This window comes from Paenibacillus sp. FW507-14B1B, from assembly GCF_058781425.1.
The window spans coordinates 611,882-630,642 of the sequence record NZ_JBYSWS010000002.1; the positions used below are offsets into that span (position 1 = coordinate 611,882).

Annotated in this window: 24 protein-coding genes; 1 reads left to right on the forward strand and 23 read right to left on the reverse strand. The window is 38.8% G+C overall.

Annotated elements, in window-relative coordinates:
* Positions 1–105: 105 nt before the first annotated feature.
* From AC3WJJ_RS10985 to AC3WJJ_RS10995, 3 genes are all read right to left on the reverse strand, one after another.
* Complete coding sequence (locus AC3WJJ_RS10985) at positions 106–786, reverse strand: 4'-phosphopantetheinyl transferase family protein (RefSeq protein ID WP_492540495.1); 681 nt, start codon at positions 784–786, stop codon at positions 106–108.
* A gap of 168 nt (positions 787–954) precedes the next feature.
* Positions 955–1,980 carry a lytic polysaccharide monooxygenase gene (locus AC3WJJ_RS10990; RefSeq protein ID WP_492540496.1) on the reverse strand — a complete coding sequence of 342 codons (1,026 nt, stop codon included), beginning with the start codon at positions 1,978–1,980 and terminating at the stop codon, positions 955–957.
* 571 nt (positions 1,981–2,551) lie between these two features.
* A complete protein-coding gene (locus AC3WJJ_RS10995; RefSeq protein WP_492542012.1) occupies positions 2,552–3,145 on the reverse strand; it encodes a chloramphenicol phosphotransferase CPT family protein in 594 nt (197 codons plus the stop codon).
* A 207-nt stretch (positions 3,146–3,352) separates the two neighbouring features.
* Here AC3WJJ_RS10995 and AC3WJJ_RS11000 point away from each other — a divergent pair, with 207 nt between their 5' ends.
* The gene (locus AC3WJJ_RS11000) at positions 3,353–3,700 is read left to right on the forward strand and encodes a DUF4181 domain-containing protein (RefSeq protein WP_492540498.1); all 348 of its coding nucleotides are present in this window, start codon (positions 3,353–3,355) and stop codon (positions 3,698–3,700) included.
* 222 nt (positions 3,701–3,922) lie between these two features.
* Here AC3WJJ_RS11000 and AC3WJJ_RS11005 read toward each other — a convergent pair whose 3' ends face one another.
* From AC3WJJ_RS11005 to AC3WJJ_RS11100, 20 genes are all read right to left on the reverse strand, one after another.
* Complete coding sequence (locus tag AC3WJJ_RS11005; protein WP_492540500.1) at positions 3,923–4,372, reverse strand: GNAT family N-acetyltransferase; 450 nt, start codon at positions 4,370–4,372, stop codon at positions 3,923–3,925.
* Between the two features lie 36 nt (positions 4,373–4,408).
* Complete coding sequence (locus tag AC3WJJ_RS11010; protein WP_492540502.1) at positions 4,409–4,945, reverse strand: hypothetical protein; 537 nt, start codon at positions 4,943–4,945, stop codon at positions 4,409–4,411.
* Complete coding sequence (locus AC3WJJ_RS11015) at positions 4,929–5,198, reverse strand: NUDIX hydrolase (RefSeq protein WP_492542079.1); 270 nt, start codon at positions 5,196–5,198, stop codon at positions 4,929–4,931. Before AC3WJJ_RS11015 ends, AC3WJJ_RS11010 begins: the two co-directional genes overlap by 17 nt.
* Positions 5,158–5,343, reverse strand: coding sequence for an NUDIX domain-containing protein (locus AC3WJJ_RS11020; RefSeq protein ID WP_492540504.1), 186 nt, complete (start codon positions 5,341–5,343; stop codon positions 5,158–5,160). Before AC3WJJ_RS11020 ends, AC3WJJ_RS11015 begins: the two co-directional genes overlap by 41 nt.
* Positions 5,344–5,370: 27 nt before the next feature.
* A complete protein-coding gene (locus AC3WJJ_RS11025; RefSeq protein WP_492540506.1) occupies positions 5,371–5,874 on the reverse strand; it encodes an NUDIX domain-containing protein in 504 nt (167 codons plus the stop codon).
* Between the two features lie 21 nt (positions 5,875–5,895).
* Positions 5,896–6,282 carry a tautomerase family protein gene (locus tag AC3WJJ_RS11030; RefSeq protein WP_492540507.1) on the reverse strand — a complete coding sequence of 129 codons (387 nt, stop codon included), beginning with the start codon at positions 6,280–6,282 and terminating at the stop codon, positions 5,896–5,898.
* A 28-nt stretch (positions 6,283–6,310) separates the two neighbouring features.
* Positions 6,311–6,601 carry an RNA polymerase alpha subunit C-terminal domain-containing protein gene (locus tag AC3WJJ_RS11035; RefSeq protein ID WP_492540509.1) on the reverse strand — a complete coding sequence of 97 codons (291 nt, stop codon included), beginning with the start codon at positions 6,599–6,601 and terminating at the stop codon, positions 6,311–6,313.
* Between the two features lie 50 nt (positions 6,602–6,651).
* Positions 6,652–7,698, reverse strand: coding sequence for a hypothetical protein (locus AC3WJJ_RS11040; RefSeq protein WP_492540511.1), 1,047 nt, complete (start codon positions 7,696–7,698; stop codon positions 6,652–6,654).
* Between the two features lie 42 nt (positions 7,699–7,740).
* Positions 7,741–8,382, reverse strand: a complete 642-nt coding sequence (locus AC3WJJ_RS11045; protein ID WP_492540512.1) for a histidine phosphatase family protein — start codon at positions 8,380–8,382, stop codon at positions 7,741–7,743.
* A 17-nt stretch (positions 8,383–8,399) separates the two neighbouring features.
* On the reverse strand, positions 8,400–8,945 hold the full coding sequence (locus AC3WJJ_RS11050) for a GNAT family N-acetyltransferase (protein WP_492540514.1): 546 nt from the start codon (positions 8,943–8,945) through the stop codon (positions 8,400–8,402).
* Positions 8,946–8,980: 35 nt separating this feature from the next.
* On the reverse strand, positions 8,981–9,328 hold the full coding sequence (locus AC3WJJ_RS11055; RefSeq protein WP_492540516.1) for a hypothetical protein: 348 nt from the start codon (positions 9,326–9,328) through the stop codon (positions 8,981–8,983).
* 202 nt (positions 9,329–9,530) lie between these two features.
* Positions 9,531–11,084 (reverse strand): ABC transporter substrate-binding protein, encoded by a 1,554-nt coding sequence (locus AC3WJJ_RS11060; RefSeq protein ID WP_492540518.1) that lies wholly within the window; start codon positions 11,082–11,084, stop codon positions 9,531–9,533.
* A 59-nt stretch (positions 11,085–11,143) separates the two neighbouring features.
* On the reverse strand, positions 11,144–12,055 hold the full coding sequence (locus AC3WJJ_RS11065) for a carbohydrate ABC transporter permease (protein ID WP_492542013.1): 912 nt from the start codon (positions 12,053–12,055) through the stop codon (positions 11,144–11,146).
* 21 nt (positions 12,056–12,076) lie between these two features.
* Positions 12,077–13,015: an ABC transporter permease gene (locus tag AC3WJJ_RS11070; RefSeq protein ID WP_492540520.1), complete on the reverse strand. Its 939-nt coding sequence runs from the start codon at positions 13,013–13,015 to the stop codon at positions 12,077–12,079.
* Positions 13,016–13,195: 180 nt separating this feature from the next.
* Positions 13,196–14,809 (reverse strand): response regulator transcription factor, encoded by a 1,614-nt coding sequence (locus AC3WJJ_RS11075; RefSeq protein ID WP_492540522.1) that lies wholly within the window; start codon positions 14,807–14,809, stop codon positions 13,196–13,198.
* Complete coding sequence (locus AC3WJJ_RS11080; protein WP_492540524.1) at positions 14,784–16,565, reverse strand: sensor histidine kinase; 1,782 nt, start codon at positions 16,563–16,565, stop codon at positions 14,784–14,786. The genes AC3WJJ_RS11075 and AC3WJJ_RS11080 overlap by 26 nt, the downstream gene beginning before the upstream one ends.
* A 159-nt stretch (positions 16,566–16,724) precedes the next feature.
* On the reverse strand, positions 16,725–17,075 hold the full coding sequence (locus tag AC3WJJ_RS11085) for a VOC family protein (protein ID WP_492540526.1): 351 nt from the start codon (positions 17,073–17,075) through the stop codon (positions 16,725–16,727).
* A 76-nt stretch (positions 17,076–17,151) separates the two neighbouring features.
* Positions 17,152–17,655, reverse strand: coding sequence for a DinB family protein (locus AC3WJJ_RS11090; RefSeq protein ID WP_492540527.1), 504 nt, complete (start codon positions 17,653–17,655; stop codon positions 17,152–17,154).
* A gap of 82 nt (positions 17,656–17,737) precedes the next feature.
* Positions 17,738–18,220: a GNAT family N-acetyltransferase gene (locus tag AC3WJJ_RS11095; RefSeq protein WP_492540529.1), complete on the reverse strand. Its 483-nt coding sequence runs from the start codon at positions 18,218–18,220 to the stop codon at positions 17,738–17,740.
* A gap of 25 nt (positions 18,221–18,245) precedes the next feature.
* A complete protein-coding gene (locus tag AC3WJJ_RS11100; protein ID WP_492540531.1) occupies positions 18,246–18,749 on the reverse strand; it encodes an NUDIX domain-containing protein in 504 nt (167 codons plus the stop codon).
* Positions 18,750–18,761 lie beyond the last annotated feature (12 nt).

Genomic DNA, 18,761 nt, shown 5'->3' on the forward strand with positions numbered 1-18,761 from the left:
CATCTACATTCGACATTTTGGAAATTTCAACAACTAAAAAATCGAGCATTTACCATGGGATCACCTGATAAACACTCGATTATATGAATTCGCATAAAGCCCATTTCAAGCCAAATGATTAACTAAATCTTTATAGTCATAAATTTGTATGGATGCCGGCAGAGGAGTACCAAGTGAACAAGCAGATAGCTTATAAGCAGGATCAATGTCAAACTGAGTAAACTTACAGCCTCCCCCGTTTGGTTCTAGCACGAAATGATTCTCTTTGAGGCGAACACTGAAAGAATCTAGCGGCGTAGACAACCCTGTACCTATGGCCTTGATATAACTTTCTTTGAGTGTCCACAGATCATAGAAATATGTATTTCGCTCTGATTCTGGTCTAGATATCAGATCATTATATTCAAGAGGGGAAAAGAACCTCCTAGCGATCTCAAGATCACTCTTCTGTATCATTTCAATATCGATCCCCACTGCGCCCTGTCCTCTAATCATGACAACCCAACAACCTGAATGGGAAATATTATAATTAAAATCTTCATGCCCTAACAGCATCGGTTTCCCATAATCATTCTTCACAAAATGTATCTCTTCGTTCAGCAATCCAAGCTCCTGACATATGACTGCCCTCACAAGCAATTCACCAAATAAAGAGCGGTACGCATCTTCTTGACGAGCAAATCGGTCTAATTGATTACGTCTTTCTACTGAAATATATGATATGCTTCGTTCATACTCTTGTATATCCATCGTTACAGGAAGTTTAACAGCTACGATAGCAGACATTTTTCATCCACACCTTCCAATTTCTAATCTCTCTAATACTACTTGAATACAGATATCCACTCAATATCCTGAATTAACTTTTCACCCGTAAAAAGGTTACTACAGAATCAATGATACATACAGCAAAGAGCCTTAAAGGTTCATGGCCTCTAAGGCTCTTCATAGATATTAAGGAATGACCTTCCACACGTTGTTACCCGTCGGCGTTTCCCCGAGTGTCCACCATTTAGCTTCATAGTTGACACCGTTGTATGACACCTTATTTCCGCCTACATAAACGGTTGTTGCACTCCAAGCTGGATATGTGGTCGTCGAGTTACCAGTGGTTGTAACCGTTAATATAGAAGATGCAGGAGAAGCGTTCCCTGAAGAATCTATGGCCGTCACCGTAAAGTTATATGATGTACCACTGACCAACCCCGTGTTTGTATAACTGGTAGTGGATGTCGTGGCTACTGCAATATTATTTCGGAATACTTGATAACTTGCAGCATTCGCTACAGCGGACCAGCTAAGAGAAACACTGTTGTCTGTAACGGCAGTGGAAATAAGATTTGTTGGAGCCGGAATAGCACTTCCTCCGCCAAAATCCACATCAGCTACGTTAACATAAGCCGTTGGCGCTCCGGACACTTCCCAAATCGCTAGAATAACATGATAACCTGTTCTTTCGGGAACATTGCAATTCGTTGTATGATAGTTGGTTGGACTCGATCCATTCAAATTTTCTTGGCAGAATGGCGTAAGATCAAAGGAGTCACGAGTCAGGGGAGCATTCGAATTCCAGCCTGGTTTCGTGATAAAATATTTGAAGGTGGTTGTAGCATGTGCTGCGTTTAGTTGCCAACTGAAGGGTTGTGGACCTGCCTGTATAGGAACTTTGCTCCAACGCGTTGAGGTCTGCTCATCAAGTTTAGGAAAGGTATTGCTGGCACTCGCGATATGCCCATCGGCAGGCCCTCCATTAGGGAAACCTTTTGCTGCTTCAGCACTTTGAGGTTCGTAAGACGCCCCTCCGCAATCCGTATTCACTTTGTTTTTACATAGCAGTGCGCGACTTGCAGGGGAATCCAAGTACCCGTGAGCAGAACTCGTTTTTGGAAATAAAAGCATAAGTACAGTGAAGACCAGCAGCATTCCACAGATAACAAACATTTTGTAGAGCAAAGCGTTTTTCGGTAAAGCCAAATTCATCTTTCCGTCCTCCTCAGATTCATTTATTCATCAACCACAATATGGTTACCTGTGTAAATTATGTAATTAGTATCCAGTTTATGACGATCCTTGCATATGAAAAACCCGCCTAACATTTAGACGGGTTTCTTGCGAGTTACATGTAGGTAATAAGCAATAGAGTCAACTAAAAAGAAAACCCGATTCGGGCACATTTCGTCCCCAGCCCCGATTTTCTCTAACGGATCGGATGCAAAAAACGTCCTCTGTTCGCATCCCTGGAACAAAAGACGTTCTTCATTTATCTTAGAATTGCTTCAAATTGCTAGGGTGATGATTTGTGCTGAATGTGCTCAGACATATTCACAATACACCGGATTTTAGACATAAATCGGACTTGTGGTGGATATTATTGAAACTATTCTATTCTGTCTGCTAGCGTCGTAATGCGGCTGCCGATCCATACCGACAGCCGCGTTTTAGTTACTTTATTAAGCTATTGTATCCCGTTAATTTAATCCGAAATCTTGCGGGCAGACCGAGGGGCAATAGCCCCAATGCTTGAATGTGTTGTTATCTGATGATTCGTCTTCTATGAAACAATACTCTCTCTTTTACTTAAATTCTTAAACACAGAGTAATCCTGATCGGACTTAATAAAACTTAATATTTTATCGGCACATTGAACTGGGCTGAGTTCTTCCGTGTTCACTTCAAGATCATATTCATCATAGGAATATATGTAGTCGAACTGGGAATGGGCAAGTCCAATCGCGCGATCTCCCCTGCTTTGCTCTCTTCTGGTAATTTCTTCTTTCGAGCACCTTACCCCTACAAACAATATAGGATGATCAATAAGTACATCATAAAAATCATTAAACGACTTGTCATTTGCGATTATGGAATCTACTATTACATTAAAACCCATTTCAGATAACAGTTTAATTGTCGAATGGTATACTGACAATATGGAATGATCAATTATTTGCGAGACAACTTGATGATCTATTCCTCTTGGAGGTTCATCTGGAAATTTATTATTCACAAAATCATTGTAATTATTAAAAAATTCATCAATTGATAAATGATAAAAAGAAATCTCTTTCTGATTTATCAGTTCAGTCGATATGGAGGTCTTTCCAGAACTTGACGTTCCGTTCAAAAACACAATGAGTCCTCGCTTCACATGAACCACCCTTATGTATAAGATTTGCGTTTCAAATTTCATTTAATTATCCGACTGCTATAATATTCGAGGAACGATTCAACAATCCTGCCCGTTAACTTAATAAATTACGGACAAATATCGATCAGATTCATGCCTGATCGGTAATCGGATCATGTTCTTGTCCCCCGACAATTAGTTTTTTGTCTACTAAGAAAGTAGACTATAATGAGTTCTCTATACTATTTTATAATAGCTTCGATACTCCTTACTGATATTATTATGAATAAAAAACTAGTCGGGGATGAAGCTAGGAATTTATCTGAAGCAACTAATTATAAATGGTTTATTCTAATTTCAATAATTATTATGATTCCTTTTTTGGTTTCCATATGGATTTTAGATTTAAACCAACCGCAACCACTACCTGCATTATTTCTAGGACTGTGTTTCTGTTATAAAGCTTTTATGGAGTTTAGGTATATTAAGGAAACAAAACGCCATTTAGTTTCGCTTACTGCAGTTTCTATATTATTAGGATTTGCGGGACTACTGCTAATACTTCGTATAATTTAGAAAACACCAGCGTTATTATAGGTGTATTCCAGGAACGCAGCTTCAAATTCAATTCGTTTATACTTAGAAGCATTCTATGAAAACCAAACATGCTTTGCTTCAAGTTTCTTTAGACCTGCGCTGATGAATTCTTTTAATTTTGGTTGGAAAGCTAAGTCATTTTTTGTGTACACCCAATGCAATCTCCCCATCTACTGTAAGTCTTATGCTCATAACGATATCTTATTTAATATCAAAGTAATATGTTATGTTCTCATCATTCTGGACTTCTATAAAATTTAGTGTGTTATAGAATTTTTTAGCTTGAGGGCTGTCTGTTTTTAATACAAGTCTTGTATAATAGGTTTGGGATTTATGTATTACGGCTTCAGTAAGTTTCCTTCCAATACAATGTCTTCTAAATTCTTTTAAAACATATAATCTTCTGAGCCTCCCCACTCCTTCGCCATAAAAAGGATCTCGATTTAAGCCGCATATTCCAATAACTCTGGTATCCGAAAGACACAAAAATAGAGCTTCACCGTCTTTACTAAATCGATTGGTGCCGTTCTTGTACTCCTCAACGAATCTCGTTATGTGCCGAAATCCCTCGCTAACACTTTCTGTTAGGAGTTCATCCAGCAACTCCAAGTTCAATTCTTCATGTATTTCTTGAATAACATAATTCTTCATAAGAAAGTTCCTCTGTATTCTCTAAAATCTATCTTATCAGTAAATCCTGTCTCTCAGATCTTTATCCATAAATGATATTTGAATGTCTTCTACAACGTCTGTCCCGCTTAATGTAATGAGAAACTCTCCGTTAGCATAAATCCCTGTGGCATTCTCAACTGACTTAAAATCATATGCTCTCAAAATTTCCTCTGAGTCTTGTATTAAATCTCCATTCTTAATCCTAAATATTTCGAAATCCGTATTTGAGAACTTAATTTGACTTATTGCATTAAACAAATCATTATCTCGATCTGTTGCTATAGCAATCGATACACCTAAATCTTTGTACTCTCTAAACCGAGCACCAAAACCCTCATGGTATATTCCAGTCCCCCAGGATTTTATTAATTGCTCTTCAGTTAATCCGAGTTTTATTCCATTTGCTTTCAAGTTATCGTTAATCATTGTTAATGTCATCTGGTCTTTAGAATTAGAATATAAATAAATAGCAGCTGCAATAAAAGCTAGTAAGCATAACATTATTCCTGTGAATAGTATATTTCGTCTTGGCCTTCTAATTTTTGTATTCATATAAAAAAGGCTCCGTTTGATTCAAACAATACTTTAGCTGTTCTTTAAAACCTCTCCAAGTAATTTTACTTAATGCTTCATCTATGGAAAAATAGCCTATTTCATAGCTTTCGTCCGATGTTCTAAACTCACCATCAACGGGTCTAGCTTGAAACAAAGTGCTGCACACGGAATCCTGTACATTCTGAAATACCCCGCAAAATCTAACGATTTCAATGTCTATACCTGTTTCTTCTTTCGTTTCTCTGAACAACGGAAGCTGACAAAGATTCTCCCTCTTCTACTCGCCCCGCAGGTATCTCCCATCCTCGCTTTGGACTATTAATTAGTAAAATCTCATTGTTAATGTTTAAGACAACCGCAGCCGCAACTAAGATATGCCTTGGAGAAATATCCACGATTTCATCCTTTCCTAAGCAAAATTTCTAACGATTTACTCTTCTCAAAGCTTCTTCGTAAAGTTCAATGTGTTCTTGTACCCAAGGAATTAAGACAGCCTCATCCTTAGTGAAAAGTCCTCGACCAGATGATTCTGTATTTCCTTGAAAATCCATCAATTCAATAACCTCCGCACAATAAAAAACCATATAACTATCTGGAAATGGGTATTTATGTCCTTCCGGTTTAGCACCATGAAGCCGGATCATTTCGAACCCGATCAACTCCGCAGTACTAATTAAAGCTCCGGTTTCTTCATATACTTCTCTCTTCATTGCTTCTGCTGGAGATTCACCGAATTCAATATGTCCTCCAGGAATATCCCATCCACGTTCATTAAGATTCGTTAGTAATAACTTATCCTCTTTAAATGCCAATACAAACGAACAAGTTATTAATTCTTGATCTGGTATCTGGTCTGATAGCACCAACCGGGTTTCATTCGGAAATGGCAAGCCATTTACATTTTTATGGACTCTAATAATAGACATATTGCTTGCCTCCTTGTTGACTCAAACATCGATCTTGAATCCAATATTAATCTCACTTGCAGGTAATCCACGAATCCCCCAATTCTCCATTGGGGACTCTTGTAAGATGACCATGAAATCGTGTGGTTCTATTCCTAACTTGTTGAGGTTCGTCGCTAATGATCTATAAAGTGTTCTCTTAGCCTCTAATGATCTACCAGCAAACATTTTTATTTCAATACTTGTGTATAATTCGGATTTATCAGGAGGTAACTCAAAGTGGGTTCTCTTATGCTCATTTAAGATTTGAATCCGATCATCATCAGGAATTTTTAGAGCTTCAACTAAAGCATGATGAACAGCATCAAGCAACGCTTTCTTATGTTCTTCGGATTGGCCTTCTAATATATCAATAATCACTTTTGGCATGGCAATACCTCCTATAGTCGCTCCGGATTTAGTTCTTAAAGTTCAATCCCTTTTCCTGCAAAGCAGCTCTAAGCTTAGGTAATGAAGCAGGCCCCATGCCGTGAAATTGCAAAATTTCCTTTTCGCTAAATGTTGATAACTCTTGTAGACTGCTTATTCCATGATGCTCTAAAGCTCTTCTTGCTGGCGCCGGGAGAAGCGAAAGAAACCCACTACTAGGCTTTCGTTGTTTTTCACACTTCGGGCAGGTTGGGCAATCACTGCTTTTGTAGTACTGGTGGCCTTTTTCACACGTTCTTAATTGTTTGTTCGATGTCATTTAGCTCCACCTTTTTGGTTGTAATCTTCATCAGAACTGATTCCAATCATCTAATTCGCTTTATATTCATGAAGATTTAATAACCTAAGCCTACCTTTATCATGCTCCTCCTCAGGAAAACGTGAAGAGTCAAGAGCATGTAGTGTTCTAGCAATGTTAACGCATTCTCGCATCTCATTATCAATTTCATATTTTCGTATGAGGATATTTTTCAAACGCTCAATCGTTCCCTCTTCCGCAGACTTAATCTCTATTAAAATACTTAAAAATGTCCACCGAGTGTTCTCTGTACTTTGAATAATCGTGCCATTTCCCGTCGGAATGTATCCCGAATACACCTCAAAAAGATTAACTACGTTGTCAGCAGCAATTGAACCTAATTTCACCAATTCGCCTTCGACATCAAACTCGGTTCGATACATTTGCTTGAATAAACGTACCTCCTCAGTATCTCTTTCACTTAAAAAATCACTTAATAAACCACACCAGTGGATAACTTGCTTTTCTTTAGGCAACGAATATATTATCTCTAAATAATGATCGTATTCTTTTATTTCAGGGAAGGCTCGATAGTACTCTTCAATAGTAACAGTCCTCCTAATATATGTATCAACATCTTCATCATGCTCAACGATATACGCTATGAAGTTGTCGGTCTTATTTAGAAGTGATAATGTTGGCTTAAGTTCATCTAATATCTCAACGAGAACATTAATAAATTTCTCCATTAACTCATTTAATGAGTGATCATCTTCATTATCGAAATAGTTAGTGATTGTCTCATCATACGACAGTCCAAATGTCTTTATTTCATTAGGCTGAATAGAATCCTCGTAGTAGAAATCTCCTACACTGTATTTTACTCCTGAAATTCCATTTAGCCTGTCCTCGGTGTATGAAGCATAAAATTTTTCAACCCTCTTTTCAAAATCAAATACCGTATTCCATCTCATATTAACGGTCCCATAGGTAGCATGTGAATCCAGTACAACAGCATAAACTTCCTTATTATTAACTGTCTTAGCGAAGTTCTCGAGATTAGTACGAAAATGATCAATTAATAAACTCTTATACATATTGAAATCTAGCTTCTTCATTTACTTCTTTTCCTTTCTTGGCGCTTTATATGATATGTAGGATTAGTTTCTTATCGATCCAATTTCAAAACCTCTTAAATGATTCATAAAATTCCTTTCCGTCATTCCCCACCCATTAGCTGTCCGCTCTATCGTATGTACACTTGTATTCTCAATCGAATGAAACGGAGATTTATTGGTCCATTCTTGACCATTCAATAGATAATACAACACATTAATCACGCCACCATGCGTGACGATTAATACATTCGATTGCACCTTTTTGCTTTCTAGATTCATACACAAATCATTAAATGCTTTTCGAATTCTGTTATAAAAATCAAGTGGAGTTTCTCCTCCTGGGAAAGCTGTATCCATTTGAAGTGTATTAAAATATATCCCCGGATAGTTTGCCTCAGCTTCTTTGTGTTCCATACCAGCGAGTTCCCCGTTATTCATTTCTCTCCATTCTTCTGAATAGATGGCTTCTAGCTTCAGAACGGATTCAATCTCCCTTGTTGTTTCAACCGCCCGAGTAAGATCACTGCTCATTAACGTGTTAATACCATATTGGTCTGATTGTTCAACCAGATATTGTGCAAGTTTTTTAGACTGATGGACGCCTTGTTCGATTAACCCTCGGTTACTCCACCCTCCTCGAAATCCTTCCTCATCCATACCGTGCCTTACTAAAAAAATCTTCACTAGCGGACTTCCCCCTTCTAAAGTACGTTCCATTCCATTGATTTCAATCCATACATGACTCGATTCAGAAATCTTCCGTTCATATATTCATAATCTCTGATTTCACCTTCACGCTTGAATCCTAGCTTCTCCGGAATAGCACGACTCTTAGTATTTTCTGTGGCGGCACCTATTTCAATTTTATTTAAATGAAGCTTAGCAAATCCATAATGGATTAACGCTTTGACCGAACTTGTCACATAACCTTTACCTTCATATTCTTGCCCTAGCCAATATCCTATTTCCGTTTTCTTATTCTCTTGATCTATGTATAAAAAACCTATGGATCCTACTAACTCATTCTCATTCCATATGCCTAACCAGTATCCATCTCCCTCGGAATATTTTAAACGGATTCTTTCGATAAAGGCCTTGGAATCATCCGGTGTTAACGTCACACTAGGGAACTTTAACCACTTCCCAATATGATCCCGATTCCTGTTAATTAATGCATATAACTTATCTGCATCCCTAATCTCTAACAAGGATAGATACGTAGAATGATCAATGGTATGTTTAAGCATGCTTTCATCCCCCTGCCTTTCACTTCCGAAGTTTATCACCAATACTTCACACTTTTCAGACGAAGTAAGATGATACAGATTAAATAGAGAAAACTAATGAATCCGAAGAGCATATAGATACTTGAAGTAATCAGCATATATACTGCATAAGGAATACCCCACAACAAAGCTAGAATCATTAACAGCACTTTTGATGTATATAACCCAATCAGAAAAAGAAGAGAAGGCAACAAGATCATAGTTACAGAATGAAGTAAACTAATGCTATTCATTCCATCAAAATATGGTTCATTCCAAATCAGAAGCACCCATAGCATGATCGAAGCATAGCAAGACAAATACCCCATGAATTGAATATGCCGTACTTTTATTTTCTCTATCATCTAGTCTCCTTTTTCCTGCCAAAAAATACCCACCTTAGATATCCATGATCTTCAGCCGGGCCTTTTACTAATATTTCCTTATCCTAAAGTGTACAATGGAATCTGTAGCATAGGAAGTACTAATAATCATTTAAAGGAAGATTAACAAACCAAAGAAAGAACCGTATCGAAAATGGTAATCGACACAGTTCCTTCGTATGAATTATTTATTGGCCAAGAAAGCATCAAGCTGTTTTTGCTTCTCAGCAATGATTTTATCAATTCCTGCAGCTTTTAATTTCTCAGCATACTTAGGAAGCATTTCATCCGGATTTACTGCACCGGAAGTAAGTGCTGGCTTAAATTGTTTGTTGACGTTATTAACGGCAGCAATCTCGTTTTTGACCGACTGACTGTTAAAAGTAAATCCTAGCGCCGGCGATTTTACACCTCTTGCATTAAATTCCTTGAATTTCTCCCATTTTTGAGGGTCTTCATTATCCCACAGATCATTTAGGAATTGATTACCAAGCTGCCACTGCGCACCTGGGTTATACGTTCGATTGTTCGGATCTATCCCCTCCGGCAGACTAATGATATGATCACTGCCTTCTTTTCTTACATAATGTTCACCTTCAATACCAAAGTTGAGTAAGTTATTTACGTACCGATCTGAGTGAAGTAGATTAATGACTTCCATCGCTTTTTCAGGATTCTGAGAGGTACGAGAAATAGCTAGCATCGCTCCAGAGGCATCTCCTGTTGTAATCGTTGGTTGGGTAAGTTCAATCTGAGCGAGTGGAAACCCTACATATCCTTCTTCTTCTTTATCTTTTCCGGGCTTCATACCATCAGTCCACATAAAAGCTTTACCTGCTTTGGCTTGGTCTTTCGGGAACACGGTTGAGGTTGCTGAATCACTATTAATATAACCAGCTTCAAACCACTTGCGTGCAAGTGCAGCAGCTTCCTTAAACTCTGGGGTTTCTACTTCATTCAGAACAGTCGTATCTGAACCGATTTTTCGAATCACACCTGGAACAGATGCATCACCCAGATAGTCCCAATCTAAATTATCCAATAGTCCATTCCCCGTAGAATTAGACATATAGAATGGAGTGATTCCGGGTTCATTCTCCTTAATTGTTTTGAGCAACGGCTCTAGATCAGCCCATGTTGTTACACTTGTAATATCCAGTTTGTATTTATCTAGCAGGTCTATTCTAACTAATACACCACGGGTTGCAGCCAGTTCCTTATTGGTTGGTACACCGTAATTTTTACCATCTACCTTTGAACCTTCCAAAAAAGCAGGATCCAAATTTTGAACAATATCCTTGCCCGCTTTTTCGAGCAGATCGTTCAATGGCAGGAATGCCCCTTTTGCTACATTTACCGTATAATTTTGCCATGCTGCTGTAAATATAATATCTGATTTCTCACCTGACGAGATCATAAGGTTCAGCTTATTGTCCCATTGTCCCCAGTCAATCGCATTGATCTTAAGTGTTGCTCCGATTTTAGGCTCCATATATTTATTAATTTCAGCTTCGACTTTGGCCACATCTTTCTGAGGCGTTCCAGGATAATATAAGGACACTTCATAGGATTTCTCTGATTTAACTTCGGTATCTCCACCCGATTTTGGTTCATTCTCAGGTGTAGCCGTCTTGCCTCCCCCAGCGCATGCGCTTAACAAAAGAGCAAATATCGTAATAATCCCCAAGGTAACTGATAATTTTCGTCTTAACAGACGTCCAATTTGACTTTGATTCATTCCATGACCTCCACAGGTTTATTTCCACTCATAGACTTATGCCTATCTTTAGAACATCATTAGCCTTTGACTGCACCAACCGTAAGTCCTTTAATGAAGTAACGTTGAAAAAAAGGATATGCCAGTACAATCGGTCCGATTCCCACAACGGCCATTGCCATTTGCAAGGTCTTGTTGGGTAAATCGAGCATCCCTCCCTGGGATGATATCTGTGAAGCCACATTGGAGTTAGAGGTAAGATATTGAATATCAAGCAGTGTCCGATACATCAAATATTGAAGACTAATTGTTTTATTATCCGATATAAATATCATGCTGAGATACCAATCGTTCCAGTAATTGAGTGTGCTGAACAGGGCAACCGTAGCCAGTACGGGGAGTGATAAAGGAAGAACAATCCTAATAAAAGTGCGAAACTCTCCTGCACCATCCACTCTAGCAGACTCCAATACCGACTTCGGGATCGAATTCGCGAAGAACGTCCGCATGATGAGAACAAAGAACGGAGACAGCAGCATGGGCATGATCAAGACCCAGATGGAATTTTTCATATCTAATATATTGACGTAGACAAGATACCAAGGCACTAACCCACCATTAAACAGCATCGTGAAGAAAATAAAGAAGGCAAAGAATCCACGATAGGGTAGATCACCTCTCGATAATGGGTAAGCGTAGCAAGCCGTTAGTGCGACGCTGACGAGTGTTCCTACGACGGTTACAAAAATCGATACACCGTACGATCGAATAATCTGACTCATATCTTTAAATAAGTAATCATAAGCACTTATACTAAACATCTCCGGAATAAACCGATAGCCACTTGCAATCACCGTTGTTTCATCGGATAACGAGATGGAGAGCACAAGAATGAGTGGCAGGATACATAGTGCGGCATAAAAGATAAAAAAGATATGAATAACAGCGCCTGATCGTTTTGAGACTTGGAGCGGACTACTGGCAGAACCCATACGCAAAGAACTCTCCTCCTTCTAAAATAGTGCGTTATCCTTATTAACACGGCGAACAATACTATTAGATAGCAGCACAAGTGCAAATCCAACGACCGCTTGATATAGTCCGGCAGCCGATGACATCCCTATGTCCCCACCGACCAAGAATGTACGATAGACATAGGTATCAAGCACATTTGTAACCGGGAACAGCGCACCCGATTCAAGTGGAACTTGATAGAACAATCCAAAATCCGCGTAAAAAATACGACCAATTTGCAGCAAGGTCATGACAATCATTAGGGGGTACAGGAATGGCACCGTAATATAACGCACCTGACTCCACTTACTCGCGCCATCAAGCACAGCTGCCTCATAATATTCTTCACTTATTCCAATGACAGCTGCCAAATAAATGACCACATAATAACCGATATTCTTCCAAGTGTTCACAAATGGTAGAATATAAGGCCAGTATTTCGGGTCAGAATACCAATCAACTGGGTCTTGACCCAGAAGCGGTAGAACACCTGTATTCATAAAACCTGAATCTTTTCCTAAAAAAGCTAGCACCAAATAACTAATCACAATCATGGATAAAAAGTACGGGAGCAGCATTACTGATTGATAAAACTTTGAAGAGAATCTTCCTTTTACTTCACTCAGTAGAATAGCCAACCCCGTACCTAGTAATAGATTTAGTAAAATAAATACCACATTATAGGCGAGTGTATTACGCGTAATTTCCCAAGCATCTGAAGTACTAAAAAGATATTTAAAGTTATTCAGCCCAGCCCAAGGGCTACCGAGAATTCCATCCGTGTAATTTACATTTTTAAATGCAATGATGACACCAAACATAGGCAGATAGTTATTTATGAGTAAGAATATGATCCCCGGCAAGAACATAAGATACAGCACTTTATACTTTCCCAGATTATACAGAATGGTTCTCTTGCTTTTGTATGACTTAGGCATTACTGAACACCTTTCCCCTCCTTCGAATTCATTCATGCTCCCCCTTCCATATCGTGTTAGCTTCATTATAAGAATTACGTTGTCATACAAATACGCTGTATCGTAACCTCTTATTGTGTCATTTGATGACATCTTGATTATAAAAAAGCAAACGCTTACAGCGTTTGCTTTTCGTATGCCTTATTCACGCTTTTGCTTACGATATTGCTGGGGAGTGATCCCTGTATACTTTTTAAACATTTTGGTGAAGTGTGTGTAATTCAAATAGCCCGCTTTGCTCGCAATTTCTGTAACGGTGGCATTCGTTGTCTCTAATAGCTCCTGTGCTTTCTTAATTCTTGCTTCAAGAATATAGTCGCTCAAAGAGATTCCCTTTTCTTTCTTGAACAGCCTTGATAAATAAGCAGGATGAAAACCAATGAATTCTGCAATTTCTTCTCTTCCCAGATCATATTCCAGCTTAGCGTTAATGTAGAAGCATACCTTCTCCATCATTGAATAGGTATCCTCACCTTCAGGATGCAGCAGCAATCCTACACGAGAGATCAGATCCTGAGCCCACGCTCGAAGAACAGTACAAGATCTTGTGACTTCTAGCTCCTGCGGTTCCTCTTCGGAATATATACTACGCAAGGCGATCCCTTTCTTATGGAGCAGAGGGTAAATCGAATGCAGCATTGCATGATAATAGGTTTGGAGCAGTTCTGAAGATAATGGCTTTTGTTCCTCGATCCAATCAATGAGTTCATCCGCTTTATACAGTGCTTCCTTAACTTTTCCTGTTTCCAGATGCAGTGATATCTCGGAAGCCCATGGCAGCGGGACAAGCTCAGTGGGAGGGTCATCGCTCTCACTGCTTAACTGAATCTTAAAAACCCCATCGTTTCCCGTTACATTACGTCTATAGCTACGTACTAATTGACGATAAGCCTCAGGCATATTCTTCAGTTGGGTCCACTCTCCAATGTAGCAAGACAATCGACAAGAAAGATATGCTGTGCATCGAGATATGTAATCTTTACAAGCCTCCGTTATTTCACCGTGTATTTGTATGTTCTGTATCTTAGAACGAATTAAAGCTAGTATATAACCTCGCTGGTCTACGATGACATCACCTGCATGCTCTTTTATAACCAGCTCCTCCGCTGCATTACATAACCCAAACTCCATAATATCAATATCTTGGTCAGGAAAATGACGCAACCATTCCTCCACACGAAATAATATAGGTAGAATGACTGTCCCTGGATCAATATCCACATGGTAGATTCGTTTTAATTCCCTTAATTCCACTTCACTTCGTGGATAACGAGAAGAATAAAGGTCTTTCCAGAAGCGACTGATTCGCTTCGGTTTATAGGAAAGGTCTTCTTTTGTATAAGTGTCATACATTTCAGATAATTTCAGAAATTCTAAATGCCGATTTCTCTTTTCTAATGCTCGTCTAACGGTTTCAATCAAGAGATCAGAGTTAATCGGTTTCAATAAATAATCGAAGCTACCGAGCTGAACCGCCTTTTGTGCATATGAAAATTCCGCATGCCCCGTTAGAAAGATCGTTTCTATATGATCCAAATGATGCTTTACCCAGTCCTGAAGAGATAGCCCGTTTTCTTCCGGCATCTCAATATCACAGATCATAATATCAATCGATTCCTGTTGGAGAATACTCCGAGCTTCATCCGCAGACATTGCCGTATATAAATGATGTATCCCTATTTGCTGCCATTCTACAGCATGCAACATAGCTTCGACCGCATAGTATTCATCATCCACGATGAGTAAGCTGTACATGAGAAACCTCCTCCGCAGACTTTAGACATTTGTAGTTCATCGTTATTTGTACAAAAGCTCCACGATCAGCCTTATTTTCAAAACGAAGTTCAACATTAGCGTCTTTTATTTTACCTAGACGATGCTGGACGTTCCAAATGCCGATACTTCGCCCTGTACTTTCTTCTGGGGTATATTGGCCTTCATGCAATCGAGCAAGCACATCCTCTGGGAAGCCAGGACCGTTATCTATCATCTGGATTTGAATCTGTTCCTCTTCAGGTAAGTATTTGACCTGTATTGTAATCTCTAATAGATTTCTTCCTTTTTTAAATCCGTATAATACACTATTTTCAACAAAAGGCTGAACTGTTAAAGGAGGAATACGTGCCTCTTCAGCTTGTGGGTCTAATTCCAATTGATACTTTAATTGATGAGGAAATCTAAGCTTTTGAATTTCGAGATAGTTCTCTACATGTTTCAGTTCATCTTTTATCGGAATTAGGCTGCGATCAGCTTGCATACTGAATCGAAAACAACCACCAAGATGCTCAGCCATTTTCTGAACCAAATCATATTTTTTGAGAGCGGCTAGACTATGAACAATATGGAGTGAGTTTAAATAAAAATGAGGATTTATTTGCATTTGCAGCTGTTTGAGTTCAGCTTCTTGGACACGGAGCTGCTCTTCGTACACACCGATCTTTAGATTCTGTACCTCAGCTGTCATCTGATTAAAGGTTTCCGTAACAAAGGTGAACTCTGGAGATGAAGTGGGTCCAAGCTTTACATTCAAATTTCCTCGACTCACCTTTTTCATTCCTCGAATCAGTGTGTTCATCGGCTTAAACAAGACCTGTCTTAGAAAGAAAAGACCTAACAAAAGAACAATAGTGGCCGCAATAGGCAATAGTCGAATAATCTCCTGAAATACAGGCAAATTACGCATTATACTCGACTCAGGTAGCATGACTACATAATGGATCAATGCTTCATGAGCGGGCACACCAATCATTAAATAACGATCTTGTTTATCCCCTGTCCCAACAACTTGATATAGAGATGTGAGTGCAGATTTATTGTGCGAGGCCAGGCTTACAACCTCCTTGGGCATTTCGGACTTAGATAGCGGAGTTCCCTCCTCAGATAAGATGACTGAACCGCCACCTTCTCCCCATTCCGAGCTGTGGACCCGCTGATTGAGGCTATTTACCGGGACCCATGCCCCCGCAATGAACTGCTCATTAATTCGTACTATTTTGACAAGATGGTAGCTGTCTTTAAGCTGTACAATCTCCCACTTATAAGTAAGAACCTCTGCACTTTTGAGAGCCGCCTTAGGCATCATATCCTGGATCGCCATAACTTTTTCATTATACTCATTTTGAGTAGCCAAGACAGTGTCCTGATTGAAAGTGTCATAAAGAAATAAACCATCAAGTAAGTCATAAAATCCAAGATCACTTCGAAATTTATTTACGATACGCTGTTTAGCGATGGTGTAATCCCCACTTCCATAGGGCAAGAAAAACAATGATATAATATCGGGATCTTGTTCCCCCAGACTATATAAATACCGGTTTGTTTCCTTCAGGATACGCTCATTTTCTTCTACATTCTTAATAACATAATTCCGGTTGGTCAAAGAAACCTGTTCGCGAACTACCCCCATAGCATACACATTATTGAAATATAGAAATAAAACAAGCGGAATCATGATTAACGAAAAAGCAGAAATAAATTTAAAGCGTAAAGAAAATCTTGAACGATTTTTCATAAAGGTTCCTCGCTATACTGTTCAATGTGGAAGAACGATATGATCCATACCCCACTAACTAAATATGAGCACCCTTGACTTCTATATCCCTTGAATTTCTTTATGTATTAAAAAAATAACCCAGCCTTAGATAGCTCCTATCCTAAGCCGGGTAGTTCATCACTTATTCTGAATTAATCCGATACCATTTCCTACAGGATCCACAAGATAAGCTAGGTAGAAATCATCAAATTCCATCTTATCTCTTACGATCTGCGCACCTGCTTCAACCGATTTTTGTATAGACTCGTCGATATTCTCAACTTCGATTTGAATTCTTGTTCCATGAGGAAAGTCATTAGGACCTTTGGAGATGCCTCCATTAATTCCTGCTTTATCAGCAGAACCTGTTGTCACAGGGTAGTACCCCCAATTGGGCTCTGCAACTTTCCATCCAAATACTGACGAATAAAATGCTGCAGCACGATCAGGATCTTGACTATTCATTTCAAATAGAACAACTCTTCCCATATCACTACCTCCAAGAATTAGAATCCATATATAGGAATATAATAACGAATGCACGTTCGTGTGTAAAGAATATTATTTACTCGTACTCTAAGATTTCATTGATTTGTGCAATATGTCTTTGTTCATGCAGAAATAGAGATTCAACCCATTGAATCAATAGCATCTCTCTAAAAAAAGGATGTATATAATATCTTCTACTCAGCACAGAAGGATCTTCGATTGCGCTTAAGGTCTCATTTAATTTCTTTCTTGACCGGTTTAGTCTATCGATAATTTCTTCACATTCCAAAAGCTCGTCCGTTGGCTTTGCAATATCAGGAGCATTAATCTTTGTATTTCGATCAAGTAGTAATTCTAAAGGTTTGATCTCTATGAGTGAATCCTCCGTGCTTTTTAATCCTCTGTTGATTGCTATGACATACAATTCTTCTGTCTTACTTAAGTGCTCACATATCTGACTAATATTCCAACTGAGCGGGTCTTTCCGCTTATTTAGCTGTTCGCCACGAAGTCCGTTAAGAATGGTTAGTAATTCTTCTCTTGTTTGTTTTAATTGTTGATTCATTTCTTGAAGTTCCATCCACAAACACCCTTTCATACATCTGGATTATTCCTTCCTCACTCAAGACTCCATATTATATTCCTTTGTTCTAGTGCTATGCCTACAGCTCTTTTTCCATTTGGATCGTGATTAATCTTCTGTCGTCTTCTAGTTTCGTTAATTTTAGATCAAAGGGTCTGAACCTATGCTTATCGTAAAATGCGAGTCCTCTTGAATTGGTGTTGTGACAAGAGAGAAGGAGCTTCTTCATTCCATATTTTTGTTTGGCTGTATACATCATTGTATTTAGTAATACTTCCGCTGCACCCTTGCCTCTATAATCTGGTGAAACGATGACATTCCCAAGCCAACAATGCCTATCGCTTTTGCTTTCAGCATAGAGATTGGCATATGCAACAGGTTGTCCTGATTCGATCTCTATCACAACCGTCGGCTCGAATCGATTTGTTAACATGGTAATAATCTGCTCTGGTGTTAGGGGGTATGTAAATCTCGGGCTCACGTACATTAATTCGTCTGATGATTGCGGCCAGGTACATATTTTAATTAGATCCTCTTCTAAAAGTGGCCTGTGAGTATACATTTTGATTACTCCTTATACGTCGCTACTATACAACAATAGGATCTCTCATGGCGCTGAATGTCATTTTAGCCTTATTATCAGCAGTCATGGTTAGTAATCCTACATAGATTTCGTTATTATCAATCCCAAATTCAAAGTAATGTTCAATCATTGATTCAATAATCATGGGTTTATCTAATTCGTGAATGCTCTCAATATCTAACCAATGCAATTCACCTTCATCATTCTCTACTAGTTGCTGTTGATCCGTCCTCCCAAAATAGACGAATTGCTCTCTAATTTCATTACCTTTCTGACGAAGCAAAACATATCTCAAATTTAGATCCGACAATCTATGATTTTCTATTCCCGTTTCTTCATAGATCTCACGCTTAACAGCAATTTCAGGATTGTTTATTTCTTCGGGTTCGATATGACCCCCAATACCTGTCCAGACACCAGGAGCCAGCTTACGCTCTGCTGACCGTTTCATCATTAAAATTTTATCGTTATTAAACAAAAAGGCAGTAGACATTAAACGAGTCTTCATCATCTTCTCCTT

Coding starts and splice junctions, on each gene's coding strand:
- AC3WJJ_RS10985 (WP_492540495.1), bottom strand. CDS start 786: ATGTCTGCTATCGTAGCTGTTAAACTTCCTGTAACGATGGATATACAA.
- AC3WJJ_RS10990 (WP_492540496.1), bottom strand. CDS start 1,980: ATGAATTTGGCTTTACCGAAAAACGCTTTGCTCTACAAAATGTTTGTT.
- AC3WJJ_RS11000 (WP_492540498.1), top strand. CDS start 3,353: ATGAGTTCTCTATACTATTTTATAATAGCTTCGATACTCCTTACTGAT.
- AC3WJJ_RS11005 (WP_492540500.1), bottom strand. CDS start 4,372: ATGAAGAATTATGTTATTCAAGAAATACATGAAGAATTGAACTTGGAG.
- AC3WJJ_RS11010 (WP_492540502.1), bottom strand. CDS start 4,945: ATGAATACAAAAATTAGAAGGCCAAGACGAAATATACTATTCACAGGA.
- AC3WJJ_RS11025 (WP_492540506.1), bottom strand. CDS start 5,874: ATGTCTATTATTAGAGTCCATAAAAATGTAAATGGCTTGCCATTTCCG.
- AC3WJJ_RS11030 (WP_492540507.1), bottom strand. CDS start 6,282: ATGCCAAAAGTGATTATTGATATATTAGAAGGCCAATCCGAAGAACAT.
- AC3WJJ_RS11035 (WP_492540509.1), bottom strand. CDS start 6,601: ATGACATCGAACAAACAATTAAGAACGTGTGAAAAAGGCCACCAGTAC.
- AC3WJJ_RS11040 (WP_492540511.1), bottom strand. CDS start 7,698: ATGAAGAAGCTAGATTTCAATATGTATAAGAGTTTATTAATTGATCAT.
- AC3WJJ_RS11050 (WP_492540514.1), bottom strand. CDS start 8,945: ATGCTTAAACATACCATTGATCATTCTACGTATCTATCCTTGTTAGAG.
- AC3WJJ_RS11055 (WP_492540516.1), bottom strand. CDS start 9,328: ATGATAGAGAAAATAAAAGTACGGCATATTCAATTCATGGGGTATTTG.
- AC3WJJ_RS11060 (WP_492540518.1), bottom strand. CDS start 11,084: ATGAATCAAAGTCAAATTGGACGTCTGTTAAGACGAAAATTATCAGTT.
- AC3WJJ_RS11065 (WP_492542013.1), bottom strand. CDS start 12,055: ATGGGTTCTGCCAGTAGTCCGCTCCAAGTCTCAAAACGATCAGGCGCT.
- AC3WJJ_RS11070 (WP_492540520.1), bottom strand. CDS start 13,015: ATGCCTAAGTCATACAAAAGCAAGAGAACCATTCTGTATAATCTGGGA.
- AC3WJJ_RS11075 (WP_492540522.1), bottom strand. CDS start 14,809: ATGTACAGCTTACTCATCGTGGATGATGAATACTATGCGGTCGAAGCT.
- AC3WJJ_RS11080 (WP_492540524.1), bottom strand. CDS start 16,565: ATGAAAAATCGTTCAAGATTTTCTTTACGCTTTAAATTTATTTCTGCT.
- AC3WJJ_RS11085 (WP_492540526.1), bottom strand. CDS start 17,075: ATGGGAAGAGTTGTTCTATTTGAAATGAATAGTCAAGATCCTGATCGT.
- AC3WJJ_RS11090 (WP_492540527.1), bottom strand. CDS start 17,655: ATGGAACTTCAAGAAATGAATCAACAATTAAAACAAACAAGAGAAGAA.
- AC3WJJ_RS11095 (WP_492540529.1), bottom strand. CDS start 18,220: ATGTATACTCACAGGCCACTTTTAGAAGAGGATCTAATTAAAATATGT.
- AC3WJJ_RS11100 (WP_492540531.1), bottom strand. CDS start 18,749: ATGAAGACTCGTTTAATGTCTACTGCCTTTTTGTTTAATAACGATAAA.